The organism is Streptomyces triticagri (assembly GCF_003429565.1).
GTDB lineage: Bacteria > Actinomycetota > Actinomycetes > Streptomycetales > Streptomycetaceae > Streptomyces > Streptomyces triticagri.
Window position 1 is genome coordinate 17,822 of the sequence record NZ_QUAK01000239.1, and the last position, 25,741, is coordinate 43,562.

Sequence of the window (25,741 nt, forward strand, 5' to 3'; positions counted from 1 at the left end):
TCCTAGATCGCTTACGGGTCCTCAGCGTAGAGCGGCCCCGTCGGGGCCGCACCCATGTGTCCGGCCAGCCCCGGGACCGGACCGACCGGGTCGGGACCGCTCAGACGCCCCAGCGCAGCGCGGGCGTCCGCACCGGGGCGTCCCACAGCCGCAGCAGCTCCTCGTCCGCCTCGCACAGCGTCACGGAGGCGCCCGCCATGTCGAGCGACGTCACGTAGTTGCCGACCAGGACCCGGGCGACGGCCACGTCCCGTTCGGCGAGCACGCGCTGCACCTCCGCGTGGAAGCCGTACAGCTCGAGGAGCGGTGTCGCGCCCATGCCGTTCACCAGGAGCAGTACGGGATTGCGCGGCTGCAGGTCGTCGAGGACCGCGTCGACCGCGAAGTCGGCGATCTCGCGCGAGGTCATCATCGCCCGCCGCTCGCGGCCCGGCTCGCCGTGGATGCCCACGCCCAGTTCCAGCTCGCCGTCCGGCAGGTCGAAGGTAGGTCCGCCCTTGGCCGGTGTCGAGCAGGCGCTCAGGGCCACGCCGAAGCTCCGCGCCCGGTCGTTGACCCGGCGGGCGACCGCCTCGACCCGCTCGAGCGGCATGCCCTCGTCGGCAGCGGCGCCGGCCAGCTTCTCCACGAAGAGGGTGGCCCCGGTGCCGCGCCGGCCCGCCGTGTAGAGGCTGTCCGTGACGGCGACATCGTCGTTGACCAGGACCTTGGCCACCTGGATGCCCTCGTCCTCGGCGAGCTCGGCGGCCATGTCGAAGTTGAGTACGTCGCCCGTGTAGTTCTTGACCACGAACAGCACACCGCGACCGCTGTCCACGGCCGCCGCCGCCCGCACCATCTGGTCCGGCACCGGCGAGGTGAACACCTCACCCGGACATGCCGCGGACAGCATCCCGGGTCCCACGAACCCGCCGTGCAGCGGCTCGTGCCCCGAGCCGCCGCCCGACACGAGCGCCACCTTGTCGGCCACCGGAGCGTCCCGGCGGACGATCACCCGGTTCTCGACGTCCACGGTCAGCTCGGGATGCGCGGCCGCCATGCCGCGCAGCGCATCGGCGACCACGGTCTCGGCCACGTTGATCAACATCTTCACGGGTACCTCCGAAAGGGGCTGGATGCCGGCGGCGGGCGCGGTCCGGGGAGACGACCCGGCCGGGCATCGCCGCCTCGGGCCAGTATCGGACGGTGTCCCCCGAGCGGCACAGTCTCCGACACGGGCGGTCCTCGCGAACCGGGCCGTCCGCCGGCACCGGGACCGTCACAACCCCGACGCCCGCAGACTCCGCGCGTACAGAGCCAGTTGCATGTCGAACTGGGCCGCCGGATCGTGCAGGGCGGGACCGAAAACCTCGTCCAGCTGGCGCAGCCGGTAGCGGACCGTCTGCGGATGGACGGCCAGGCGGCTCGCCACCTCGCTGGCGTTGTGCCCGCTCTGCAGCCAGCACAGCAGGGTCTCCGCGAGCCGCTCGCGCTGCGGGGACTTCACACTGCGCAGCGGACGCAGATGGCGCTGGGCGAGTGCGTCGATCAAAGCCTCGTCCTGGAAGAGCAGCAGCGTGGACAGATGGTCCGAGCAGCACACGACCTCCGTGTCGGGCAGCACCCCGCGCCGCGAGAGCTCGAGCCCGTCCAGCGCCCAGCGCAGCGAACGGGCCCCTTCGCGCAGCGGGACCGTCGGCCCCACCACGGCCCGCATCCCGTGCAGCGCTCCGGCGATCGCCCGGGCCCGCCCCGGCCCCTCGGGATCGGGCACCACGATCCGGCCGGGCTGCTCGTCGAAGCGGGCCAGGAACTCCGGCGGCACGATCGGCCGCGCCGAGGTCGGCGGCAGCGCATGATCGATGACGACCACCGCCAACTCCCTCGGCAGCGGCCACTGCGCCGCGCCCGCCAGGTCGGAGATCGCCTCGGCGGACACCGGCGGATCCGTGGTGAGCAGATCGATGAGACGGGACCGCCGCTGCTGCAGCTCACCCGCGGCGTGCAGCCGCGCCTCGGTGTATCCGGCCGCGGTGGCAGCGGCCATCTCGTCCAGATGCAGGAAAAGCGCCTCCCCGAAGGGTGCGAGCACCTGGCGCGGCAGCTTCTCCGCCTCGACCAGCGCGCTGACCCTGCGCCAGGTCACCCGGGCGCCGAGGCGCAGCGCGGTCTGGAAGGTGTCGAGGCTGCGGCCCTCGTCGGCCTCGCCGCGGCCGATGTGCTGATAGGTCGCCCGCACCGGCTCCCAGTCGACACCGGGCCCGCCGAGCCGGGCCAGGAACCCGGTGAGCGCCGCCTCCACCCCGCGGTTCACCACATGCATGTACGTGTCGTCCATCGGCCGCGCGTACTCGGGTATCTCCGTGCGGATCGCCCGGACGACCTCGGCGGTGATGTCGGGAAGGAAGGGGCGCAGATGCTCGTGCAGCCCGTCCGGCACGGGCTGCGCCGCACTGCCCGGGGAATCCGCCGGACCGCCCTGCGGTCCGTCGCCCACCAGCAACGGAGAACCATTCACCATGACTTGCTCCAACTGCGTGAGGGACACAGGTCCGGTGAACATACCTGCACGGGAGCGGCGCGGCCCGTAGTTCGGCCACAAAGGCGGTGGGACACCTTGTCACCCCCGTGACAACTCCCTCGTCCCGTCCGTCACTCGAGTTGCCCGTATCAGGCGTCCCGGTACGACAGCGTGGTCGCGTTGCAGAACTCGCGGATGCCCTGCCCCGCCAGCTCGCGTCCGTATCCCGACCGCTTCACCCCACCGAAGGGGAGTCCGGGGTGCGAGGCCGTCATGCCGTTGAAGAAGATCCCGCCCGCCTCCAGATCCCGTACGAAGCGCCGCACCTCGTCCTCGTCGTCGGTCCACACATTGGAACTCAGGCCGAACGACGTGTCGTTGGCGAGCTCCACCGCCTCGTCCAGGCTCCCGATCCGGTACAGGGTGGCGACCGGGCCGAAGGCCTCCTCGCGGTGGATGCGCATCGCGTCGGTGACCCCGGCCAGGATCGTCGGCTCGTAGAACCAGCCGCGGTCACGATCCTTGGGCCGCTGCCCGCCGCACAGGGTGCGCGCCCCCAGACGCACCGCGTCGTCGACGAGTTCCTCCAGATCGTCGCGCCCCTGCTCCGAGGAGAGCGGACCGACATCGGTGGTCTCCTCCATCGGGTCGCCGACGGTCAGGGCGCGCATGGCGGAGACGAACCGCTCCTCGAACCGCTCGTACACATCGTCGTGTACGAGGAACCGCTTGGCGGCGATGCAGGACTGGCCGTTGTTCTGGACCCGGGCCGTCACCGCCGTGTCGGCGGCCCGCTCCACGTTGGCCGTCGGCATCACCACATACGGGTCGCTGCCGCCGAGTTCGAGCACCGTCTTCTTGATCTCGTCGCCGGCCACCGACGCCACCGCGCGGCCCGCCGGCTCGCTGCCGGTCAGCGTCGCCGCGGCCACCCGCCGGTCGCGCAGCACGCCCTCCACGGCGCCGGAGCCGATCAGGAGTGTCTGGAAACAGCCTTCCGGGTACCCGGCACGCCGGAAGAGTTCCTGCAGGTAGAGCGCGGTCTGGGGGACGTTCGACGCATGCTTGAGCAGACAGGTGTTGCCCGCCATCAGGGCCGGCGCGGCGAACCGCACGACCTGCCACAGCGGGAAGTTCCACGGCATCACGGCGAGGATCACGCCGAGCGGGCGGTAGTGCACCACGGCCCGTACGGCCCCCGAATCCCGTACGTCGTCGTCCGCAGGGAGCTCGTCCGCGAGCAACTGCTCGGCATTGCGGGCGTACCAGCGCATCGCCTTGACGCACTTCGCCGCCTCGGCGCGCGCTGCGGCCACCGGCTTGCCCATCTCGGTGGTCATGGTGCGGGCGATCGACTGCTCGTCGGCCTCGAGCAGGTCGGCCGCCCGCTCCAGGAGCGCGGCGCGCTCGGCGAACGAGGTGAGCCGGTGGCGGGCGAAGGCCGCCGCCGCGGCAGCGAGCCGCGCTTCGACCTCCTCGGGCCCGAGGGCCTCGAACGTCATCAGGGTCTCGCCGGTGGTGGGGTCGACGGTCGCGATGGCCATGGCACTCGTCCTCCTCGGGAACCCTTCCCTACGACCCTCCCGCCGCCCGTACGGGGACGCAAGGCGGCCGCCGCGCCCCGCTCGCCCCGGCGGCCGTCCCGCGCGACCCTGGAGACGGGGCCGCCGAAAGGAGCTGTCAGCAGTGAGTGCGACGAAGAGGACCACGGCGGACGTCGTGGTGGAGCTGAGCGACTGCAGCAGGGACGACGCCCGCACGGTCTTCGCGGTCCTGGGCGACGCCTTCGCCTGCGACCGGGCCGACGACCACGCGCCGGCGCAGACCTCCGACGGGCACCCGAGCGTCTGGACCACGACGTTCGACACCTCACGGGAGCGCGGTACGGCCCCGGCGGCACCGCTCGCGGGCCAGGTCACCGCGGACATCCAGGGCGGCTACGCGGCGGTGGACCGGCTGCACGAGGCGCTCGCCGCGGCCTTCGCGATCCGCGGCGAGGCGACCGCGTCCGGCGACGGCGAGAAGGACGTCCACCTGACCCTGACCAGCAGCGGCTGAGGCGACCCCACGGCCCGCGGTCCGCGAAACATGCGTGAAACGCGCCCCGGCTAGCGTCCGTCTCCGTACAAGGAGGCAGCGCACATGCAGCACCGGCACGCCGAGGCGGTCGAGATCAGGCCCGGGACCGGGGGAGACCTCGCGGAACTGACCCGGATCTACAACCACTACATCACCGCGACCCCGATCACCTTCGACCTCGAACCGTTCACGGTCGAGGACCGCAAGGCGTGGCTCGACGCGCACCCCGGGCACGGTCCGCACCGCCTGCTCGTCGCCGAGGCCGGCGGCCGCGTCCTGGGATACGCCACCAGCAGCCCGTTCCGGCCCAAGCAGGCCTATCTCACCTCCGTCGAGACGAGCGTCTACCTCGACCCGGACGCCGCCGGCCGCGGACTCGGCACCCTGCTCTACTCGGCGCTGTTCGCCGCGCTCGCCGAGGAGGACGTGCACCGCGCCTACGCCGGGATCACGGTGCCCAACGAGGCCTCCTTCCGGCTGCACGAACGCTTCGGGTTCGAGCACCGGGGCGTCTTCCACGAGGTGGGCCGCAAGTTCGGCCGCTACTGGGACGTGGCCTGGTTCGAGAAGCCGCTGCCCTGACCCGGCCGGGGCGGCGGAGCGCACCGCCAGTCGCCGCCGTCGCGGGTATGGACTCCGCGCCCCGGTAGCCCCACGCTGTGCCGGTGGACTCTCCCCTGGTCACCGTCCTGGTGCCGCTGGTGCTCGCCGTGATCATGTTCGGGCTCGGTCTGAGCCTCACGGTCGGCGACTTCCGGCGGGTCGCCACGTACCCGCGCACCGTGATCCTGGCGCTCGTCTGTCAGCTCGTGCTGCTGCCCGCCGTCTGCTTCGGCCTGGTACTCGCCTTCGGCCTCGCCGCGGCACCGGCCGTCGGCATGCTGCTGCTCGCCGCCTCGCCGGGCGGCACCATGGCGAACGTGTACAGCCATCTCTTCGGAGGTGACGTCGCCCTCAACATCACGCTCACCGCGATCAATTCGGTGCTCGCGGTGTTCACCCTGCCGCTGGTGGTCAATCTCGCCATCGACTGGTTCGAGCCGGGCGACGGTGGCCAGGTCGGCCTGCAGTTCACCAAGACCCTGCAGGTGTTCGCGCTCGTCCTGATCCCCGTCGGCCTCGGCATGTACGTACGGGCCCGGCGCATCGATCTCGCCCGGCGTGCGGAGCGGCCGGTGAAGCAGCTGAGTCTGGTCATCCTGGCCGGTGTGATCGTGGCGGCACTCGTCGCCGAACGCGGCAACGTGGGCGAGTACCTGGCCGAAGTCGGCCTGGTGGCCACCCTGTTCAGCATCGTGTCCCTGGCCACCGGCTACGGCGCCGCCCGGCTCGCCAGCGGCGGCCATGCACAGGGTGTCGCGGTGTGCATGGAGATCGGCATGCACAACACCTCGCTCGCCATGACCATCGCCCTCAGTCCGACCCTGCTCGACAGCGCCGAGATCGCCGTACCCAGTGCGGTGTACTCGATCCTGGTGTACTTCACGGCCGGCGCCGCGGGCCTGCTGCTCAGGCGCGCGGCCGCGAGGACCGCGGCGCGCGCCTGAGCGAGCGGCGGCGCGAGGAGGTCACGGCCGCCCGCTGAAGTCCCAACTGCCGTGCCCCACCCGGTAGATGACGTGCCCCGGCTCGCTGCGCAGAAACTTCGCGCCGCGCGGCGCCTCGGCCGAGGACCGCGATGCGGCGGGCACATGCACCTCGGCCGTCGAGCCGACCGGCACCCGCACGGTCAGCCGTACCGCCTTGTCGATCCGCGACCAGGAGACCTCGGCCGGGCCGCGCACACTGTGGAACTCGGTGCGGGCCCAGTCCACGCCGGTACGGGCGTCCGGTCGGACCACGAAGGTCCGGTAGCCCGCGTCGCCGGGCCTGAGCCCCGCCACGTTCTCGTACAGCCACTGCGCGACCGTGCCCATGAAGTAGTGGTCCCGGGAGCGCGAGTCCAGCTCCCACATCTCCCACATGGTGTCGGCGCCGTTCTCGAACCAGTAGCCCCAACTCGGGTAGGTGGTCTGCGTGGCGACCGCGTGCGCCACATCGGAGTGGCCGGCGGCGCTCAGGGCGCGCAGCAGCACGCTGGTGCCGAGGCAGCCGGTGTTCAGATGGTTGCCGCGCTCCTCGATGTCGGCCACCAGCGAGTCGGCGACGCTCGCCCGGGCGCCCTTCGGCACCAGGCCGAAGGCCAGCGGGAGGCAGTTGTTCGTCTGCCGGTACTCCGGGTCCTTCGCCGTGCGGTAGTGGCCGTCCGGACCGAGGAACTCCTTGTTGAACGCTTCCTTCAGCTCGCCCGCGGTGCTGCGGTACCGGTCCCGCACACCGGCCTCGCCGATCAGATCGGCCATCTCCGCGGTGTCGGTCAGCGCACGGTGGAGATAGGCGGTGGCGGTCAGCCGGGTGTCCTCCGGCGGGATGCCGCTGGGGTGGCCGGGCGGCAGCCAGTCGCCGAGCGCGGTGACCGCCAGACCGTCCTCGAGACGGTCGATCTCGTAGTCCAAGTAGCGGATCACGGCGGGCAGATGGTCGCGCACCACGCGCTCGTCGCCGTACACCCGGTACATCTCGCGCACCAGGAACGGATAGACGGTGGTCCACTCGGGCGTGGGCGCCAGCTCCTTGTAGCCCCAGCCGCCGCTCGGCACGATCACCGGGGGCTGGCCCTTGTCGTTCTGGCTGTCGCGCAGGTCGTCCAGCCACTTGCCGAGGAAGCGGTGCATGCCGAGGGCGTACATCATGGTCGGGGCGCCGACCTGGGCGTCACCCGTCCAGCCGTTCTTCTCGAACATCGGGGTGTCCGTCGGATACCCGTGGAGGTTGTTGAGGACGGTGCGCCGCATCGCCTTCTCGAGCTTCTCGTACATCGGCTCCGAGCAGCGGAAACTGCCGGTGTCCCGGACCGCCGAGTGCACGAGCCGGCCGAGCACCTGCTCCGGCTCGGGCTTCTCGGGCAGCCCGCTGATCTGCACGTAACGGAAGCCCTTGTACGAGAACTTGGGCTCCCACACCTCATCGCCGCCGCCCGCACAGACGTATTCGTCCGTCTGGAACCTGCCGGGCACATGGTCGGTCTCGGCGTGCACACTGCCGTCGTCCTTGAGCTTCTCGCCGTGCACGAGGCGGACGGTCGTGCCCGCCTCCGCCCGCACCTTGAGCCGGGTCCAGCCCGCCAGTGTGCGGCCCATGTCCACGATCCAGTCGTCGCCGTGCGCCTTCACCGCGATCGGCTTGACCGTGTCCGTGACCTCGATGGGCTCCAGGGACTGGGCCCGCAGCTCGCCCTTCGGGGCCTTCTGGCGCTCGGGCCGCTGCCAGTCACCGTCGTCGAAGCCCGGTTCCGTCCAGCCCCGCGGAGCCTTCCTGGCGTCATAAGTCTCGCCCGCGTACTGGGAGTTGGACCGGGTGGGGCCCTCGGTGATGCGCCAGGAGCCGTCGGAGGCGACCGTGCTGCGACTGCCGTCCGGGTGGTCGATCTCCAGCTGGCCGAGCAGCCGGGGCTCGCCGTGCCACGGCGGCTTGTGCCAGTTCCAGACGTTGGTGGTGGTCATGCCGTAGAAACCGCGGCCGAGCGTCACCCCGATCGCGTTGCGGCCCTTGCGGACGTGCTCGGTCACATCGTGCACCGCGTACAGGACGGTCTTGTCGTAGTCGGTGAACCCGGGGTCAAGGACCTGGCGCCCGACCCGGCGTCCGTTCAGCTCCGCCTCGTAGTACGCCAGACCGCTGAGGTACAGGCGCGCCCGGGCCACCGGCTTGCCGACGGTGAACTCCCGGCGCAGCAGCGGTGCCGGCTGCTCGTCCGCGGCGACCTGGGCGTCGTCGCCCCAGGGGCCCTCGCCGAACGGCACCAGCACCTCGGCCTCCGCCCAGCCGGAGTCGTCGAAGTCCGCCCCCGTCCAGCCCTCCTGCTCCTCGTCGTTGGTACGCCAGCCGTCCCCCGTCACACAGGTGAGCTCGCCGTCCGCGGTCGTCACCACCAGGCGGACGAGCAGCCCGCCCGGATTCACCTCGGCCTCGCCCCGGTTGGTGGCCCGGGCGGCGAGCACGACCTTGCCGCCGGCCCCGCGGACCTGCTCGGTCACGTCCGCGTACCGCCCGGAGCGCCAGCCGTCGGTCTGCTCGGGAGCGTGCAGGACGTCCCCGCCGTCCAGATACAGAGTGAAGTCGTCGTCCGCGGTCGCGACGACCTCGGCCTTGGACACCTCGGCGCCGTCCGGCAGTTCGAGAGCGCCGCGGAACCACCGGGGCCCCGCCGGCGCGTCCTCGGGCGTCGCGCCGGGCGACCAGATCCAGGACGCGCCCTCGAAGCCGGGCGGCTCGGGAGCCGCGGGCGCACCGATCCAGTGCCCCTTCCAGTCGTCCTTGCCGAGCGCCGTCTCCCACCAGCGTGCGGTGCTCCACGCCGAGGGCCGGCCGTCCCCGTCCCAGACCCGGACCTGCCAGTGGTAGCGGGTACGCGGCTCGAGCGCCGGCCCTCCGTACGGGACGCCGCAGGTGTCCGCCGACTCGACACGGCCCGAGTCCCACAGCGGGCGCCCGCCGTCGCCCGGCGGCTCGGCGCCGGCGAACACCCGCACCTGGTAGGCGCTCTGCCGGGCACCCTTGCCGGGCGCCGACAACTCCCAGGCGAGCCGCGGCTTCGCCACATCGGTGCCGAGCAGCGCGGTCGCGTACTCGACAGTGGTGCGCTCGATCTTCAGCACGCCGCTCCTCGCCGGTCGTTCGGCCCGGTCGTCGGGGGCCGCGGTCGCCGGGGCCGGGTTCAGGGCCATCAGGCCCACTCCCGCTCCGGCGGCCGAGGTTCTCAGGAAGGTGCGACGGTTCCAGGCGCGGTCGCCGGGGACGCCGGTGACGCTGGTTACGGGGGCTCCGTCAGTTCCGTCGTGGTTCGGCTGCTCAGTGCTCATCGACGCGCTCCTGGAGGTGGGCAACGAGGTGTGCTGCAGGGGTGGTTGGGTGCAGTGACGCGGCGGAACGACGGTGCGCCCACGAGCGGTCGCCACGCTGTCCGATGCTGTGCACATCCATGATGAATCGTTTCAAGTGCTGTTCGGGATCCTAGAGCGCTCGCGAGCATCGACTCAAGAGGTGTGCAGGGAGAGTCCTTTGAGGACGCCGATGTGCTCCGCCGAGACTCCGATGCGCGCCGCCGAGGACTCCGATCTGCTCCGCGCCGGCGGGCGTGGCTCGGTGCCGGTGGACAGCCGGTGATCCCGGGAGGTACGACATGACGGGTTCACCATGCCGTCCCTCTGCACAGGAGTTGTCTTGACGCCGACCTCGGTGACGTACCGCCCGCTGACCGGCCCCGAGGAGATCGCCCTCTTCTGCAGACTCACCTATGTCCTCGACCACGAGCTGGCCGACGACTTCGCCGCAGGGCGCCGCCGGCCCGAGTGGACATGGGTGGCCCTGGACGGCGACCGGCTGCTGGCCCGGCTCGCCTGGTGGACCACCCCGGGCGGCGAAGTCCCGCTGCAGTTCGACTACTTCGACGTCGACGACACCCTGCCCCGCCCGGTGCGCGACGAGATCGGCCTGCGGCTCTTCGAGGCGGCCACCGCGGCCGTCGTCCCGTACGGCGGGAAGCTCCCGGAGTACGGCCGCTTCGTCCCGCCCGACTGGCGCGAGGACGCCACGGCCCGCGAGGTGGTCGAAGCCCGCACCCGCGTCCTCGAGGGCACAGGTGCGCGGCTGTTCGTCGAGCGGCTGCGGCTGCAGTGGACCCCTCGTCCCCGCTCCCGAAGGCCGGCGTACGGCTCGTCTTCCGCCCGGTCGCGGACCGCGAGGATCTCCTCGGGCTCATGGTGCCGGTTCTGGAGGGCACTCTCGACGCCCACAGCCGGGCGGACCTGGCATCGGGCATGACCGCGCGCGAGGTCGCCGAGGCGCACTACGACGACGAGTTCGCGCGGTTCAAGAGCCCGCGGGAATGGTGGCGCATCGCCGAACTTCCGGACGGGGGCGGGCCCGTGGGTTTCGTCGTCCCCGCCCGCAACAACTACCACCCGATCATCGCGTACCTCGGAGTGCTGCCCGCCCACCGCGGCCGCGGCCACATCGACGAGATCCTCGCCGAGGGCACCCGCATCCTGGCGGACGCCGGCGTCGACCGCATCAGGGCCTCGACGGACCTCGCGAACGTCCCCATGGCGAAGGCCTTCGCCCGTGCGGGATACGTCAACTTCGAGCGCACCCTGAACCTGGTCTGGGACTGAGCGCGGCGGCCCGCACCGGGTGAGACGTCGTGCCCCTTCCGCATTGTTGGAACACGTTCTACGGTGTGCGCCGCCGCAGAACCGCGACGTCTGGAGGGGCCGTGCACCTCGAATACACGCCGGAACAACAGCAGTTGCGCACCGAACTGCGCGCGTACTTCGCCGAGGTCATGCCCGACCGCGACACGGCGGAAGGGGCCGCGCCCGCCGCCGATCCGGCCGAGCAGAAGCGCTTCTACCGAGAGACGATCCGGCGCCTCGGCGCCGACGGCTGGCTCGGCGTCGGCTGGCCGAAGGAGTACGGCGGCCGCGGCCTCGGCCCCGTAGAACAGTTCATCTTCTTCGACGAGGCTGCGCAGGCCGTCGTACCGCTGCCGCTGATGGCGCTCAACACCGTCGGACCGACGATCATGCAGTTCGGCACCGATGAACAAAAGGCGTACTTCCTGCCGAAGATCCTCTCCGGCGAGATCGACTTCGCCATCGGCTACAGCGAACCGGACGCGGGCACCGACCTCGCCGCCCTGAAGACGCGAGCCGTACGCGAGGGCGACACGGAGACCGGGACCTACGTGGTCGACGGCCAGAAGATCTGGACCACCAACGGCGACACCGCGGACTGGGTCTGGCTCGCCGTGCGCACCGACCCCGACGCCCCGCCGCACAAGGGCATCACCATGCTCCTGGTGCCGACCGACGACCCCGGCTACTCCTGCACCCTGATCAACACCCTCGCCTCGCACGACACCACCGCCAGCTACTACGAGAATATCCGCGTCCCCGCCTCCCGCCGCGTCGGCGAGGAGAACAAGGGCTGGCGCCTGATCACCAACCAGCTCAACCACGAGCGCGTCACCCTCGCCGCACACGGCACCATGGCGATCCGCGCCCTGCACGACGTCCAGCGCTGGGCGTTCGGCACCAAACTCACCGACGGCCGCCGCGTCATCGACCTCGGCTGGGTCAAGCAGCGCCTGGCCCGCACCCACGCCCGGCTCGACGCGATGAAGCTCCTCAACTGGCAGATGGTGAACGCCGTACAGAACGGCACCCTCACCCCGCAGGACGCCTCCGCCGTCAAGGTCTACGGCTCCGAGGCCCGCCGCGACGCCTACGCCTGGCTCCTGGAGATCGTCGCCGCCGCGGGCCCCCTCAAGGAGGGCTCGGCCGGCGCGGTACTCAACGGCGAACTCGAACGCGGCTACCGCAGCGCCGTGATCTTCACCTTCGGCGGCGGCAACAACGAGATCCAGCGCGAGATCATCTCCTGGATCGGCCTCGCCATGCCCCGCGTGCGGCGCTGAACGCAGAACCGGTCAGAGAGTGACCTCCACGGCGACGACGGGGTGACGGCGGCGCCTGCCGGACACGGCGGAGTACACATTGCCGATGCGGGCCATCAGGTACTTGCGGTCGAGGAGGCGCCGCACCATCCGCGTCCCGTCGGCGTCCAGCAGCCGCCCGGTGCCCGCCGCTTCCGGGGCGCCGGGTGAGATCCGGCCGCGCACGTCGCAGACCACGACCCTGACCCGTGGGTCCCGGCGCAGTCGCTCGACCTTCCAGGACGCGGCCTCGGTCCAGATGTAGAGGAGCCCCTCGTTCATCACGTGCCAGACCGGCGTGGCCACGGGGGATCCGTCCTTGCGATACATCGTGAGGCTGACGTAGCGGGCCCGTGCCAGGGCTGCCGCGGTGGCCGGATCCAGGGCGGTCACCGGCTGTCCGCCACGGCATGCGGCGTGGACCGGGGATCGGCCGGGGTGTTCCGGCCGGGGTGCACGGCCAGGGACGCCAGGACGATCTCCCGTGCCGAACGGACCGTGTCCGCGAAGGCGGCCGGGTCCCTGCCGATGCGTTCGGCGCCGGCTCGCATGACACCCGAGAGCAACTGCACGGTGAGTGGCACATCGCCGACCTGCCGGAACTCGTCGCGCGCGATACCGTCCCGCACGACGTTCTCCACCTCGAGGACGATCGCGTAGAACGGATTGTCCGGTCCCTCCGGGACCTCCGCGACCGGCTGTCCGGATCCCGGCCGGAACATCAGATGCAGCGAAGGGTCCGTGGACGCCTCCAGGACGACATCGATGATTGCCGACAGGCGCTCGGCGGCCGACTGCGCCGGCCGGCCGGCGATCGCGGCCACACGCTCCACGGCGGGCAGACTGGCCCGCTGCGTCAGCGCCCGGACCAATGCGGCCTTGTTCGCCGCGTAGTTGTACAAGGTGTTGCGCGCGAGGCCGGCCCGGGCCGCGATGTGACCCATGGTGATCGATTCGTAGTCGCGCTCGAGCAGCAACTGCCGTGTGGCCTCGGCGAGGTCGTCCCACACCTTCTGGTGGTGCTCCTCGAGGCTCGCGCCCCAGATACGCGGCATCCGGCTCCTGCCTTCCTCGTGTCCCTGCTCTTCTAGCCTGCCTGCTCAGAGGGCAGGGCGGCACTCGCCAGATGCGTGTTCTCCTGGTGAGCGGCGGTGAGCTGCACGCGGCTGAATCGCCAGCCGTCCGGGGTGCGGACCGCCTCGTTGTCGTAGAAGCCGACCACCAGCCAGCGGTCCGGGCCGCCGTCGGCGACCTCGGCGGGGACCCAGTGTTCGGCGCGGACGTGCGCGTGAATCGTCGCACGGTCGCCGTCGAGCTCGACGACGTGCCCCGTGATGGCGTGATGGGTCGCCGTGAAGGGCGCAAAGGAGCCGCGGAGGACCTCGACGTACTCGGCGAGCGGAACCTCCATCGGCGGGATTCCGGACACCGACTCGAAGTCGAGCGTGAGCGGATCGGTGAGGACGCGGCCGGGCAGCTCGTCGAACTCCTTCCGGTCCGCGATGTCGGCGTAGTGGCCGAACAGTTGGATGAGTTCGGCGCGATCGGTCTCTGCGGTCATGGGTCTGCCTCGATTCTCTCCGTCGCGTACGTCATGACGCGGTACACACCGGCGTCCGTACGCGACAACCTGTCGTAAACGTTACGACAGGTCGTCGCAAAAGCAAGTCGAGGTGGCTGTGGGGCTTGCGCCGTCGCACCGGCGGTGCAGACGGGGCCCAGGGCGCCTGCGTACTCTGCGGGCAGGAGGTCGTCCCATGGGTGAGGCGGATCCCGGACTCTTCGGGCCCAGGTCGGTGACCTGGCAGGTGCACAGTGATCCGATGATGTGGATCGCGGGGGTGCGGGCGCTGTATCTGCAGGCGCTGCATCCGCGCGCGGTGCGCGGCGTGATGCAGAACTCCGACTTCCGCAAGGACGCCTGGGGCCGGCTCATGCGCACCGCCGGTTTCGTCGGCACCATCAGTTACGGGACGGCCGAGGCGGCGGAGCGTGCCGGGGCCAGAGTGCGGAAGATTCACAGTTTCCTCACGGCGACCGATCCGGACACCGGCGAGACCTATGGCGTCGACGAACCGGAACTTCTGCGGTGGGTGCACTGCGCCGAGATCGACTCGTATCTCGCGGTGGCCCGCAGATCGGGGCTGCGGATGACGGACGCGCACGCCGACCGGTACATCGACGAGCACCGCGAGAGCGCCCGTCTGGTCGGCCTCGACCCCGCCGCCGTACCGGCGAACCGGAAGCAGCTCGCCGGGTATTTCGCTTCGATGCGGGCCGAGTTGGCCGCGGGGCCCGAGGCCCGCGAGGTCGACGAATTCCTGCGCCGGCCGCCCGTGCGGCCGCTCCTGGTGCCGGGCCGCGAGCTGCTCTGGAGCCGGGTCGCCCACCTCGCCTACGACTCGCTGCCCGCCTACGCCCACGACCTGTACGGACGTCCGGCGCCGCCGGCGGGGAGGGTCGACCTGCGGCTGCGGGCGGCCGGTAACATCCTGCGGGCCGTGCCCGCCCGGGTGCGCTGGCAGCTGCCGCCGAAGCACATTCTGCGCGCCATGGCACGACTCGGGCCGGGCAGCCGCCCGGCCCCGTACAAACTCCGGGACCCTGCGGCCATACTGGACGGGCCGGGGAGGGCGCAGCTACGCGACGGGGGCGACAGCACGAGATGGCGGACACCAGGCTGATCCAGGGCCGGTACCGGCTGCTCGATCTGATCGGGCGCGGTGGCATGGGTGAGGTGTGGCGGGCGCGCGACGAATCGCTCGGCCGCCAGGTGGCCGTGAAGTGCCTCAAGCCGCTCGGTCCGCAGCAGGAGGCCTCGTTCACCACGGTGCTGCGCGAGCGGTTCCGCCGCGAGGCACGGGTCGCCGCCGCCCTGCAGCACCGCGGAGTCACCGTCGTGCACGACTTCGGGGAGCACGAGGGCCTGCTCTTCCTGGTGATGGAGCTGCTCGAGGGCCGCAATCTGAGCCAGCTCCTGGAGGACAACAAGCAGCACCCGCTGCCCGTCGACCGCATAGTCGACATCACCGAGCAGGTCGCCCACGCCCTCGCGTACACCCATGAACAGGGCATCGTGCACCGCGACTTGAAGCCGGCCAACATCATGCGGCTCACCGACGGCACGGTGAAGATCTGCGACTTCGGCATAGCGCGGCTCGGCCACGACATCGGCTTCACCTCGAAGCTCACCGGCACCGGCATCGCGATGGGCACCCCGCACTACATGTCGCCGGAGCAGATCGGCGGCAGCCAGGTCGACCACCGCAGCGACCTCTACTCGCTCGGCTGTGTGCTGTACGAGATCGCCACCGGGGTCCCGCCCTTCGACATGGAGGACGCCTGGGCGGTACTCGTCGGGCATCGCGACACCCCGCCGCAGTCGCCCCGGTCGCACCGCCCCGAACTTCCGGACTTCATGGAGCGGATCGTCCTCGACCTGCTCGCCAAGTCCCCCGACGGACGCCCCGGCGACGCCAGGGAACTGGCCCACCGGGTGGCCCGGGCCCGCTCCGGCGCGGCTGCCCCGGCACCGGCCGGCATCGCCCCGGCACCGTCCGGCCGCCGCGAACAGCGGCTGCCCTCCTGGACCCGCGGCATGACCACCGGGCGCAAGGCGGGCGCGGCCGCCGCCCGGACACCGCCGCCCGACACCTCCGCCGGACTGACCGGCGAATGGATCCCGCGGGCGCCGGGCCGGCCGGGCGCCGTGCTCTCCGAGCCCCGACGGCCCACCCCGTCACCCGAGTTGCTCGCCGTACTCACCAGCCGGCACAGCGCGGGACTCAGCCTGGGCAGGCTCGGCCGCTGGGAGGAGGCGGGCGAGGTGCACCGCGCCGTCGCCGCTGAGCGGGAGCACGCGCTCGGCCCCGACCACCCGGACACCCTCGCCAGCCGCTACGAGGTCGGATTCACGCTCAGCCGCACCGGACGCGCCGCGGACGCGCTGCGCGAATACACCAAGGTCGCCGAGGGCCGCGCCCGCACGCTCGGCGCCGAGCACGCCGACAGTCTCGCCGCGCGGCAGGAGATCGCATACGTGCTCGGCCAGCTCGGCCGCCACTTCGAGGCGCACCAGATGTACACCAATGTGCTCGCCTCGCGGGAGCGCGCCATGGGCGCCGACCACCCGGACACCCTGCGCTGCCGGCACAACCTCGCCTTCAACCTCAGCCGCCTCGGCCGGCTCGAGGACTCGCACCGGATGGCCGTCGACGTCGCCGCGGCCCGCGCCCGGGTGCTCGGCGAGACCCATCCGGACACCCTGGTCACCCGCTACGAAGTGGCGTACGCACTCGGCCAGTTGGGCCGGTGGAACGAGGCGCTGCAGACCTATCGGGAGGTCGCCGACGCCCGTGCGCGATCCCTCGGACGCGACCATCCGGACACCCTCGCGGCCCGCTACGAGGTCGGCATCAGCCTCGGCCGGCTCGGCCGCAGCGCGGAGGCCCTCACCCTCTACCGCGAGCTCGTGGACGACCGGTCCCGGGTGCACGGCCCGGGCGACCCGGAGACGCTCCGCGCCCGGCACGGCCTCGGGGTGAACCTGGGCCGCCTCGGCCGCTGGGAAGAGGCCCTCGACGAGGCGCGCAACGTGGCCGCGATCCGCGGCCGGGTGCTCGGCCCGGAACACCCCGACACCCTGGTCAGCCGCCGCGAGGTCGCCGTCGGTCTCGGCTGGCTGGGCCGCTGGTCCGACGCCCTCGCCGAATACCGGCAGGTCGCCGCGTCCCGTGACCGGGTGCTGGGCCCGGAACACCCGGACGCCCTGGCCAGCCGCAACGACGAGGCGCACTGCCTGGAGCAGCTCGGACGCAGCGCCGAGGCGGTCGACCTGTACCGGCGGGTGGCCGCCCTGCGCCGGCAGCGCGGCAGCGGTACGCAGGCACCCTGACCGGGTGGGCGGTCGCCGGCACCGTGCCAGGGCCGCGCGCGTACTGCGCGTCGGCCGCTCACTCCTGGCCGCGCGGTGCGGTACGTGTTACCAAGAGCCATGCCTGCACCCGCACCTGCCAGCTATGACGCCGTGATCGTCGGCGGCGGTCACAACGGCCTGGTCGCCGCCGCCTATCTGGCCCGCGAGGGCCGCTCCGTGCTCGTCCTCGAACGCCTCGGCCACACCGGCGGAACGGCCGTCTCCAGCTACGCCTTCGACGGAGTGGACGCACGGCTCTCCCGCTACTCGTACCTGGTCAGCCTGTTGCCCAAGAAGATCGTGCGGGACCTCGGGCTGACCTTCGCGGTACGCGGACGCGACGTGTCCTCGTACACCCCGGTCGTGCGCGACGGGCGGGCCACCGGACTGCTCGTCACCAAGGGGGAGCGGCGCAATCGCGAGGCGTTCGGCCGGCTCACCGGATCGGACCGCGAGTTCGAGGCCTGGCAGCGGTTCTACTCAATGACCGGCCGGGTGGCGCGGAAGGTGTTCCCGACGCTGACCGAACCGCTGCCGACCCGACAGGAACTGCGGGCGGTCGTCGACGACGAGGAGGCCTGGCGCTCGCTCTTCGAGGAGCCGCTCGGACAGGCCGTCGAGCGGTACTTCGACGACGACCTGGTGCGTGGGGTCGTCCTCACCGACGGGCTCATCGGCACCTTCGCCGGAGCGCACGACCCCTCGCTGCGGCAGAATCGCTGCTTCCTCTACCACGTGATCGGCGGTGGCTCCGGCGACTGGGACGTCCCCGTCGGCGGCATGGGCGCCCTCACCGACGCGCTCGCCGATGCCGCCCGGGACGCGGGGGCGGTGCTGGCGACGGGGTACGAGGTGGTCCGCATCGAGACCGACGGACAGCGGGCCGAGGTCACCTACCGCACCGAGGACGCCGAAGGAGCGGTCGCGGCACAGCACGTCCTGGTCAACGCCGCACCGCAGGAGCTGGCCAGGCTGCTCGGCGAACCTGAGCCGCAACCTCCGGCGGAGGGCGCCCAGTTGAAGGTCAACATGGTGCTGCGACGCCTGCCGAGGCTGCGCGACCGCGACACCGACCCCCGGTCGGCCTTCGCCGGCACCTTCCATGTGGCCGAGGGGTACGCCGAGTTGGCCGCCGCGCACGACCAGGCCGCTCGCGGCGAACTCCCCTCGGCGCCCCCGTCCGAGATCTACTGCCACACGCTGACCGACCCGTCCATCCTCGGCCCGGAACCGGCGCAGCACGGCTGGCACACCCTCACCCTCTTCGGGCTGCACACGCCCGCCCGGCTGTTTCCTCGCGAGGGCCACGACGCGGTGCGCGACACCCTGCTCGCCGCCACCCTCGCGCAGCTCGACGCCCATCTCGACGAACCGCTCGCGGACTGCCTGGCCACCGACGCGCAGGGCAGGCCGTGCATCGAGGCGCGCACACCCCTCGACCTGGAGCGGGACCTGCGCCTGCCCGGCGGCAACATCTTCCACCGCGACCTCGCCTTTCCGTACGCCGAGGAGAGCACCGGCCGCTGGGGCGTGGAGACCGCGCACGCCAACGTCCTGCTGTGCGGAGCGGGCGCGGTGCGCGGCGGCGGCGTCAGCGGGATCCCCGGGCACAATGCGGCGATGGCGGTACTCGGACGCCAGGGCCCTGCGTGACGTCTCACCGGCGGGGCGGGAGTCCACAGCAGGATGTGAAAGGCTGGCCCGCGCTGATCCAGGTGTCGGCAGCGGCACGGGTGTCACCAGGGACACGGGTCGGGATACGGGAGGGGCGGTCATGGGTGACCGGCAGGTTCGCAAGATGTTCGAGTTGATGGCGAGCGGTGAGGCCGTGGAGCTCGCCAGCCCCATGGCGTCGGTCAAGAAGCTCTCCCGGCTCGCCTTCCTGGCCGAGCAGTACGGGTACCAGTACGCGGACGTACGGCACGGCGGAGGGCCGCAGGGCAACGGCCTGAAGCTGCTGATCGTGCCCGACGGCACGCCGCAGGGGCAGCAGCGCGCGGCCCAGTCCTGGGCCCAGTACCCGCAGGCGGGCAACGGCGGGCCGCGGCCGCCCGAGGACCCCCAGGCCCTGGACGTGCTCAAGGCGCGCATCAACTTCGACCTCACCGGCAAGAACGGCGAGAAGCGCATGATGATGGGCGCGCTCGGCATCACGGTGGGAGCCGCGATCGGCGCCCTGCGCGCCACGGGCACCGGTGTCACCTTCGTCGCGGTCGCCTGGATCGGAATGATGGCGCTGCTCGGCCTCGGCTTCGTGTGGAACCGCAAGCGCAACGCCAAGTTCGCCGCCCGCCTCGGGGCGCTCGGGTACGCGCCGGTCACCGACGAGACCGGTCGGGTGCGGTACGTGCCGCCGGGCGGATCGCTGCCCGGCCACGGCAACCCGTTCGGCGGTCTGCCGCAGCAGCCCGCGGGGCCCGCGTACGGTGCGGCTGCGCAGGGTGCTCCGGCGTACGGTGCGGTTCCGCCGGGCGGCCCGGCCTACGCCTACCCGCCGGGGGCCGCCGGGTACGGCTACCCGCAGCAGGCGCCGCCGCACGCCGCACCTCAGCCGCAGGGACACGCACAGCCGTACGGGCAGCCGCAGGCACAGCCGTACGGGCAGCCGCAGGACCCGTACGGGCAGCCTCAGCCGCAGCCCGGACCCTACGGCCAGCAGCAGCCGCAGTACGGTCAGCAGCCGTACGGTCAACCGCCCGCGCCCGGCCAGGGGCAGGGATACGGCCAGGGCCAACAGCGGTACTGACGGCGTCAGTTGCGGGAGGCAGTCCAGCCGGTGGCCCGGATGCGGCGAGCGTCGGCGGGCCGCGACTCGTCGAAGAGCGTGTGGGGGCCGTCCTCGATCCGCAGTCCGTCCACGTACGCGCCCCGGCCGACGTAGAGCTCGTCCGTGCGGTAGCGCCAGCGCAGCCGGACCTCGCTGCCGCCGAGTCCGCTCAGATCGGCCGTGACCCGGTGCCAGACACGGCCCGACCAGCCGGTGGCCGAGCCGTCGGGATGGTCCTGCGCGGGCCGGCCGGGCCGACGGGTGCGGAAGGGCACCGCCCGCCAGCCGCTCCCGTCGTCCGTGGCGGCCTCCAGATGCAGCGCGTCGGACTCCGGCTCGGTGTCCCACCACAACGCGCAGCGCAGCAGGGCCCGTTCGGTGGCCGGCCGCACGCCCGGCAGCGTGAGCGTGGCGTCGGCCGATCCGGCCATCCCCGAGTACCAGGCCGTACGCCCGTGCTCCGGCGTCACCGGCACCGCCCGCGCCAGATTGTTGGCGGCGGCCACCCTGGGTGCCGACCCCGAACGCCAACTGCGCACCGGATGAACGGAGTTGCCCAGCACCACCAGGAACGAGTCGGTGGTCGGATCGAGCACCAGACAGGTACCGGTGAACCCGGTGTGCCCGGCGGTACGGGGCGTCGCCATCGCGCCCATGTACCAGTGCTGGTAGAGCTCGAAGCCCAGACCGTGCGCATCGCCGGGGAAGTCGGTGTTGAAGTCGGTGAACATCAGCTCCACCGAGTCCGCGGAGAGGATCCGGGCCCGCCCGTAGGATCCGCCGTTGAGCAGTGTGCGGCCGAGCACGGCCAGGTCCCAGGCGCAGGAGAAGACCCCGGCATGTCCGGCGACTCCGCCGAACGCGAAGGCGTTCTCGTCGTGCACCTCACCCCAGACCAGTCCGCGCTCGAGCCCGGACCACGGCCGGCGGCAGTCCTCGGTGGCGGCGATGTGCGGCTTCCAGGAGGCCGGCGGGTTGTAGCGGGTGCGCCGCATGCCGAGCGGGGCGGTGATCTCGTCGTGCAGCAGGGTGTCGAGGCGGCGGCCGGTGATCTTCTCCAGGACCAGCTGGAGCGAGATCAGGTTGAGGTCGGAGTAGAGGTAGGTGCTGCCCGGCGGGTTGATCGGCTCCTCGTCCCAGATCAGCTGCAGTCGGCCGTCCTGCGTCGGCTCCTCGTACAGCGCGAGCCACTCGACGAAGCCCGAGGTGTGGGTGAGGAGTTGACGTATGGTCACGTCCTGTTTACCGGCTCGGCCGAAGTCCGGCAGATAGGAGGCGACCGTCGCCTCCAGCTCCAGCGCTCCGCGTTCGATCTGCTGCACGGCGAGGATCGAGGTGAAGAGCTTGGACACGGACGCCAGGTCGTACACGGTGTCCTCGGTGGTGGCGATCTGTTCGCCGGGCGGCAACTCCACTCCGGTGTCGGTGATTTCGTCGTACGCCGAGTAGCGCACCGCTTTGCCGATCGGCCGGTGCAGGGCGACGGTCCCGCCGCGACCGGCGAGCAGCACGGCGCCGGCGTACCAGGGGTGCTCGGGGGACGGGCCGAGGAACCGCTCCGCGTCCTTGACCAGTTGGCGCAGCTGCCCGGGGAGCAGCCCGGCGCGTTCGGGGGAGCCGCGGCGCAGAGTCGGCCGGCCGGGAGAGCCGGCCGCGGCCGCCGCGGGCCCGGCCGGGAACGGCACGAGCGCCAGAGCGCCTCCCAACGCCATTACGCCCGCGCCCAGTTGGCGACGGCTGAGTCCTCTGCCGTCCGTGTCCGCCGTGGCTCCGGTCATGACGAGCATCCCCCTGTCTCGCGGCATCGGTGCGTCGCTGCTGAAAGTATCTTTCGCAGTGTGGTCGAGCAGGTGAAACTTTCTTGCCGGGATGGTGCCCTGTCAACCCTGCGGGCCCGCGCGGTGTTCATCGCGTCGGCCCTGCAAAGAATCTGACGATCCATCAGAAAATCTCTTCCCTCGTCCGGGGGACTGCGGCATCCTGCGCCCATGCAGACGGAGCTGAGCACGAGACTGGGCATCGAGCACGCGCTCTTCGGCTTCACGCCGTTCCCCGCCGTCGCCGCGGCGATCACCCGGGCCGGCGGCTTCGGGGTGCTCGGAGCGGTCCGCTACACGGCGCCCGACGAGCTGCAGCGCGACCTCGACTGGATGGAACAGCACACCGACGGCAAGCCGTACGGCCTCGATGTGGTGATGCCGGCGAAGAAGGTGGAGGGCGTCACCGAGGCGGACGTCGAGGCGATGATCCCCGAGGGGCACCGGCAGTTCGTGGCGCAGACTCTCGCCAAGCACGGGGTGCCCGAACTCGACGAGGGCGAGGCCTCCGGTTGGCGGATCACCGGCTGGATGGAGGAGGTCGCCCGCAGCCAGCTCGACGTCGCCTTCGACTACCCGATCAAACTCCTTGCCAACGCGCTCGGTTCACCACCCGCCGATGTGATCGCCCGGGCGCACGAGCACGGCGTCCTGGTCGCCGCCCTGGCCGGCAGCGCACGCCACGCGCGCAAGCATGCGGACGCGGGCATCGACATCGTGGTGGCGCAGGGCTACGAGGCCGGCGGCCACACCGGTGAGATCGCCTCCATGGTCCTGACCCCCGACGCCGTGGAGGCGGTCGCGCCGCTGCCGGTGCTCGCGGCGGGCGGGATCGGCAGCGGGGCACAGGCGGCGGCCGCGCTCGCCCTGGGCGCGCAGGGCGTGTGGACGGGATCCATCTGGCTCACCACCACGGAGGCCGATCTGCACTCGCGGGCGCTCACCGAGAAGCTGCTCGCGGCCGGCTCCGGCGACACCGTCCGCTCCCGCGCCCTCACCGGCAAGCCCGCCCGCCAGCTGCGTACTGAATGGACCGACGCCTGGGACGACCCGGCCGGCCCCGGCACCCTGCCGATGCCCCTGCAGGGCCTGCTCGTCGCGGAGGCCGTGTCCCGTATCCAGAAGTACGAGATCGATCCGCTGCTCGGTACGCCGGTCGGCCAGATCGTCGGCCGGATGAACACCGAACGCAGCGTGCAGCAGGTCGTGGACGACCTCACCGCCGGCTTCGAGCGCGCCGTCGACCGCCTCAACCGGATCGTCGGCCGCGACCAGTAGACGTACGCCGTGACCCGCAGACGTACAAGGAGCTCACAGATGTCCCAAGCACCCAACGGATTCTGGGCGCAGGCCACCGCGGACCCGGACCGCGACATCCTGGTCGCACCGGACGGCGAGCACTGGACGGCCGGCCGCCTGCACGGCGCGGTCAACCGCCTCGTACACGGACTGCACGCGGCCGGTCTGCGACGCGGCGACGCCTTCGCGGTGGTCCTGCCGAACGGCGTGGAGTTCTTCACCGCCTATCTCGCCGCCAGCCAGGCCGGCCTGTACCTCGTCCCCGTCAACCACCACCTGGTGGGTCCCGAGATCGCCTGGATCGTCTCCGACTCCGGCGCCAAGGTGCTGATCACGCACGAGCGGTTCGCCGACGCGGCGCGTTCCGCGGCCGACGAAGCGGGCCTTCCGTCCGAGGCCCGGTTCGCCGTGGGCGCGGCCGAGGGCTTCCGCCCGTACGCCGAACTGCTCGACGGGCAGCCCGAGTCACCGCCCGAGGACCGCACCCTCGGCTGGGTGATGAACTACACCTCCGGCACCACCGGCCGCCCCCGCGGCATCCGGCGCCCGCTCTCCGGCAAGGCCCCGGAGGAGAGCCACCTCGGGGGATTCCTGGGCATCTTCGGCATCCGGCCGTTCGACGACAACGTCCATCTGGTGTGCTCGCCGCTGTACCACACCGCGGTGCTCCAATTCGCGGGCGCCGCCCTGCACATCGGCCACCGCATCGTCCTGATGGACCGCTGGCAGCCGGAGAACATGCTCCGCCTCATCGCCACCCACCGGTGCACCCACACCCACATGGTGCCGACCCAGTTCCACCGCCTCCTCGCCCTGCCCGATGAGGTCCGGGACTCCTACGACGTCTCGTCCATGCGGCATGCCATCCACGGAGCAGCGCCCTGCCCGGAGCATGTGAAGCGCGCGATGATCGACTGGTGGGGGCACTGCGTCGAGGAGTACTACGCGGCCAGCGAGGGCGGCGGAGCCTTCGCCACCGCCGAGGACTGGCTGAAGAAGCCCGGCACCGTGGGCAAGGCCTGGCCGATCAGCGAACTCGCCGTCTTCGACGACGACGGCAACCGGCTGCCCGCGGGTGAACTCGGCACCGTCTACATGAAGATGTCCACCGGCGGCTTCAGCTACCACAAGGACGAGGCGAAGACCTCGAAGAACCGCATCGGCGACTTCTTCACGGTCGGCGACCTCGGCCTGCTCGACGAGGACGGATTCCTCTTCCTGCGGGACCGCAAGATCGACATGATCATCTCGGGCGGGGTCAACATCTACCCGGCCGAGATCGAGTCCGCCCTGCTCACCCACCCGGCCGTCGCCGACGCGGCCGCCTTCGGCATCCCGCACGCCGACTGGGGCGAGGAGGTCAAGGCCGTGGTGGAGGCCGCGCCCGGTCACGACGCGGGTGAGGAACTGGCCGAGCACATCCTCGCCCACTGCGCCGAACGTCTCGCCGGCTACAAGTGCCCGAAGAGCGTCGACTTCGTCGAGACCATGCCGCGCGATCCCAACGGCAAGCTGTACAAGCGCCGGCTGCGCGAACCGTACTGGGAGGGCCGGGAGCGTCCCGTATGAGACGGAGACCGTCCAGGGCAGGACACCCAGGTGAGCACATTACGGACGAGGCGGGGCCCTCGGCTGATGCGGACGAGGTGACGTTGGTCTCGGGGTACGGGAAAATCGCGGGTTGCACGCGCGAGACGGCCTGTGACCTGCGAGCCTTCTCCCATGGGAGCAAAACCGAGCGCGTTCACCAATGTCGGCACCATGGCGGTCCCCGTGATCGCACTGGCGGTATTGGCGGTCACCTGGGGCCGTTCACTGCCGGGCGTCGTGGTGGCCGCCGTCGCCCTCTGCCTCGCGGGAGCGGTGCTGGCCGCGGTCCATCATGCCGAGGTGGTCGCGCACCGGGTCGGTGAACCCTTCGGATCCCTGGTCCTCGCGGTCGCGGTGACCGTCATCGAGGTCGCGCTCATCGTCACCCTCATGGCCGACGGCGGCGACAAGTCCGCGACGCTCGCGCGCGACACGGTCTTCGCCGCGGTGATGATCACCTGCAACGGCATCGTCGGCCTGGCCCTCCTCGTCGGCGCCAAGCGCAAGGGCGTCGCCAACTTCAACACCGAGGGCACGGTCGCCGCCCTGGCCACCGTCGCCACCCTGGCCACCCTCAGCCTGGTGCTGCCGACCTTCACCACCAGCAAGCCGGGCCCGGAGTTCACCGGACCACAGCTGATCTTCGCGGCAGTCGTGTCGCTCGCCCTGTACGGACTGTTCGTCGCCATGCAGACCGTGCGGCACCGCGACTACTTCCTGCCCGTCACCCGGGACGGCGAAGTCATGGACGCGGAGACGCACGCCACCCCGCCGTCCGCACGGGAAGCCTGGCGCAGTCTTGCGTTCCTCCTGATCGCCCTGATCTCGGTCGTCGGCAACGCCAAGGGCGTCTCGCCGACCATCGAATCCGGCGTGAAGTCCGCGGGCCTGCCGCACGCCGTCGTCGGTGTCATCATCGCCCTGCTCGTGCTGCTCCCCGAGACCCTGGCCGCGCTGCGCTCGGCCCGCCGCGACCGCGTGCAGATCAGCCTCAACCTGGCGCACGGCTCGGCCATCGCCAGCATCGGCCTGACCATCCCGGCCATCGCCATAGCGTCCATCTGGCTGTCCGGCCCACTGGAGCTGGGGCTCGGCCCGACCCATATGGTGCTCCTGGCCCTCACCGTGATGGTCAGTTCGCTCACCGTCGTGCCCGGGCGGGCGACGGTCCTGCAGGGCGGCGTCCACCTCGTACTGTTCTCGTCGTTCGTGTTCCTGGCCATCAGCCCCTGAGCCGCAC

General features: G+C 71.6%; 19 protein-coding genes and 1 pseudogene. 12 read left to right on the forward strand and 8 right to left on the reverse strand.

The genetic code is table 11. The features are described 5' to 3' along the window. Positions 1–100 precede the first annotated feature (100 nt). The 3 genes from dhaK to DY218_RS33400 all read right to left on the reverse strand — a co-directional run bounded on the left by dhaK (position 101) and on the right by DY218_RS33400 (position 4,044). Positions 101–1,093: a dihydroxyacetone kinase subunit DhaK gene (gene dhaK, locus DY218_RS33390; protein WP_128559942.1), complete on the reverse strand. Its 993-nt coding sequence runs from the start codon at positions 1,091–1,093 to the stop codon at positions 101–103. Between the two features lie 165 nt (positions 1,094–1,258). Then, on the reverse strand, positions 1,259–2,500 hold the full coding sequence (locus DY218_RS33395) for a PucR family transcriptional regulator (protein WP_128559943.1): 1,242 nt from the start codon (positions 2,498–2,500) through the stop codon (positions 1,259–1,261). A 149-nt stretch (positions 2,501–2,649) separates the two neighbouring features. Then, the gene (locus DY218_RS33400) at positions 2,650–4,044 is read right to left on the reverse strand and encodes an NADP-dependent succinic semialdehyde dehydrogenase (protein ID WP_128559944.1); all 1,395 of its coding nucleotides are present in this window, start codon (positions 4,042–4,044) and stop codon (positions 2,650–2,652) included. A 142-nt stretch (positions 4,045–4,186) separates the two neighbouring features. Here DY218_RS33400 and DY218_RS33405 point away from each other — a divergent pair, with 142 nt between their 5' ends. From DY218_RS33405 to DY218_RS33415, 3 genes are all read left to right on the forward strand, one after another. Next, entirely contained in the window at positions 4,187–4,558 is a 372-nt protein-coding gene (locus tag DY218_RS33405; protein WP_128559945.1) for a hypothetical protein, read from the forward strand. Between the two features lie 84 nt (positions 4,559–4,642). Beyond that, a complete protein-coding gene (locus DY218_RS33410) occupies positions 4,643–5,161 on the forward strand; it encodes a GNAT family N-acetyltransferase (protein WP_128559946.1) in 519 nt (172 codons plus the stop codon). A gap of 83 nt (positions 5,162–5,244) precedes the next feature. After that, complete coding sequence (locus tag DY218_RS33415) at positions 5,245–6,126, forward strand: bile acid:sodium symporter family protein (protein ID WP_128559947.1); 882 nt, start codon at positions 5,245–5,247, stop codon at positions 6,124–6,126. 21 nt (positions 6,127–6,147) lie between these two features. On the opposite strand, the gene DY218_RS33420 is transcribed toward DY218_RS33415, so the two are convergent. Further along, positions 6,148–9,480 (reverse strand): family 78 glycoside hydrolase catalytic domain, encoded by a 3,333-nt coding sequence (locus tag DY218_RS33420; protein WP_128559948.1) that lies wholly within the window; start codon positions 9,478–9,480, stop codon positions 6,148–6,150. Positions 9,481–9,814: 334 nt separating this feature from the next. Here DY218_RS33420 and DY218_RS33425 point away from each other — a divergent pair. Beyond that, positions 9,815–10,791 (forward strand): annotated as a pseudogene (locus tag DY218_RS33425) (GNAT family N-acetyltransferase). Between the two features lie 101 nt (positions 10,792–10,892). Next, entirely contained in the window at positions 10,893–12,095 is a 1,203-nt protein-coding gene (locus tag DY218_RS33430) for an acyl-CoA dehydrogenase family protein (protein ID WP_128559949.1), read from the forward strand. 12 nt (positions 12,096–12,107) lie between these two features. Here the strand turns inward: DY218_RS33430 and DY218_RS33435 are convergent, their stop codons facing one another. From DY218_RS33435 to DY218_RS33445, 3 genes are read right to left on the reverse strand one after another with little or no spacing between them, the layout of a single operon-like run. Then, entirely contained in the window at positions 12,108–12,506 is a 399-nt protein-coding gene (locus DY218_RS33435) for a PPOX class F420-dependent oxidoreductase (RefSeq protein ID WP_267899399.1), read from the reverse strand. Beyond that, the gene (locus tag DY218_RS33440) at positions 12,503–13,168 is read right to left on the reverse strand and encodes a TetR/AcrR family transcriptional regulator (protein ID WP_128559950.1); all 666 of its coding nucleotides are present in this window, start codon (positions 13,166–13,168) and stop codon (positions 12,503–12,505) included. The genes DY218_RS33435 and DY218_RS33440 overlap by 4 nt, the downstream gene beginning before the upstream one ends. Before the next feature lie 32 nt (positions 13,169–13,200). Beyond that, positions 13,201–13,674, reverse strand: coding sequence for a nuclear transport factor 2 family protein (locus DY218_RS33445; RefSeq protein WP_128559951.1), 474 nt, complete (start codon positions 13,672–13,674; stop codon positions 13,201–13,203). A gap of 196 nt (positions 13,675–13,870) precedes the next feature. Between DY218_RS33445 and DY218_RS33450 the strand changes: the two genes are divergently transcribed. From DY218_RS33450 to DY218_RS33465, 4 genes are all read left to right on the forward strand, one after another. Further along, entirely contained in the window at positions 13,871–14,797 is a 927-nt protein-coding gene (locus DY218_RS33450; RefSeq protein ID WP_128559952.1) for an oxygenase MpaB family protein, read from the forward strand. Further along, positions 14,779–17,007: a serine/threonine-protein kinase gene (locus DY218_RS33455; protein WP_128559953.1), complete on the forward strand. Its 2,229-nt coding sequence runs from the start codon at positions 14,779–14,781 to the stop codon at positions 17,005–17,007. The genes DY218_RS33450 and DY218_RS33455 overlap by 19 nt, the downstream gene beginning before the upstream one ends. Positions 17,008–17,106: 99 nt before the next feature. Continuing rightward, complete coding sequence (locus DY218_RS33460) at positions 17,107–18,681, forward strand: phytoene desaturase family protein (protein WP_128559954.1); 1,575 nt, start codon at positions 17,107–17,109, stop codon at positions 18,679–18,681. Between the two features lie 121 nt (positions 18,682–18,802). Continuing rightward, positions 18,803–19,774 carry a hypothetical protein gene (locus tag DY218_RS33465; protein WP_128559955.1) on the forward strand — a complete coding sequence of 324 codons (972 nt, stop codon included), beginning with the start codon at positions 18,803–18,805 and terminating at the stop codon, positions 19,772–19,774. Positions 19,775–19,779: 5 nt separating this feature from the next. Here the strand turns inward: DY218_RS33465 and DY218_RS33470 are convergent, their stop codons facing one another. Then, positions 19,780–21,573 (reverse strand): serine hydrolase domain-containing protein, encoded by a 1,794-nt coding sequence (locus tag DY218_RS33470; RefSeq protein WP_128559956.1) that lies wholly within the window; start codon positions 21,571–21,573, stop codon positions 19,780–19,782. Between the two features lie 210 nt (positions 21,574–21,783). Here DY218_RS33470 and DY218_RS33475 point away from each other — a divergent pair, with 210 nt between their 5' ends. The 3 genes from DY218_RS33475 to DY218_RS33485 all read left to right on the forward strand — a co-directional run bounded on the left by DY218_RS33475 (position 21,784) and on the right by DY218_RS33485 (position 25,734). Continuing rightward, positions 21,784–22,890: an NAD(P)H-dependent flavin oxidoreductase gene (locus tag DY218_RS33475; protein WP_128559957.1), complete on the forward strand. Its 1,107-nt coding sequence runs from the start codon at positions 21,784–21,786 to the stop codon at positions 22,888–22,890. A 39-nt stretch (positions 22,891–22,929) separates the two neighbouring features. Continuing rightward, entirely contained in the window at positions 22,930–24,480 is a 1,551-nt protein-coding gene (locus DY218_RS33480) for an acyl-CoA synthetase (protein WP_128559958.1), read from the forward strand. A gap of 153 nt (positions 24,481–24,633) precedes the next feature. Then, entirely contained in the window at positions 24,634–25,734 is a 1,101-nt protein-coding gene (locus DY218_RS33485; protein WP_128559959.1) for a calcium:proton antiporter, read from the forward strand. Positions 25,735–25,741: the final 7 nt, after the last annotated feature.

Bases quoted from the DNA above. Each gene is read 5' to 3' on its own strand.
- DY218_RS33395 (WP_128559943.1), bottom strand. From the start codon at position 2,500: ATGGTGAATGGTTCTCCGTTGCTGGTGGGCGACGGACCGCAGGGCGGT.
- DY218_RS33400 (WP_128559944.1), bottom strand. From the start codon at position 4,044: ATGGCCATCGCGACCGTCGACCCCACCACCGGCGAGACCCTGATGACG.
- DY218_RS33410 (WP_128559946.1), top strand. From the start codon at position 4,643: ATGCAGCACCGGCACGCCGAGGCGGTCGAGATCAGGCCCGGGACCGGG.
- DY218_RS33420 (WP_128559948.1), bottom strand. From the start codon at position 9,480: ATGAGCACTGAGCAGCCGAACCACGACGGAACTGACGGAGCCCCCGTA.
- DY218_RS33440 (WP_128559950.1), bottom strand. From the start codon at position 13,168: ATGCCGCGTATCTGGGGCGCGAGCCTCGAGGAGCACCACCAGAAGGTG.
- DY218_RS33445 (WP_128559951.1), bottom strand. From the start codon at position 13,674: ATGACCGCAGAGACCGATCGCGCCGAACTCATCCAACTGTTCGGCCAC.
- DY218_RS33450 (WP_128559952.1), top strand. From the start codon at position 13,871: ATGGGTGAGGCGGATCCCGGACTCTTCGGGCCCAGGTCGGTGACCTGG.
- DY218_RS33455 (WP_128559953.1), top strand. From the start codon at position 14,779: ATGGCGGACACCAGGCTGATCCAGGGCCGGTACCGGCTGCTCGATCTG.
- DY218_RS33460 (WP_128559954.1), top strand. From the start codon at position 17,107: ATGCCTGCACCCGCACCTGCCAGCTATGACGCCGTGATCGTCGGCGGC.
- DY218_RS33465 (WP_128559955.1), top strand. From the start codon at position 18,803: ATGGGTGACCGGCAGGTTCGCAAGATGTTCGAGTTGATGGCGAGCGGT.
- DY218_RS33470 (WP_128559956.1), bottom strand. From the start codon at position 21,573: ATGACCGGAGCCACGGCGGACACGGACGGCAGAGGACTCAGCCGTCGC.
- DY218_RS33475 (WP_128559957.1), top strand. From the start codon at position 21,784: ATGCAGACGGAGCTGAGCACGAGACTGGGCATCGAGCACGCGCTCTTC.
- DY218_RS33480 (WP_128559958.1), top strand. From the start codon at position 22,930: ATGTCCCAAGCACCCAACGGATTCTGGGCGCAGGCCACCGCGGACCCG.
- DY218_RS33485 (WP_128559959.1), top strand. From the start codon at position 24,634: ATGGGAGCAAAACCGAGCGCGTTCACCAATGTCGGCACCATGGCGGTC.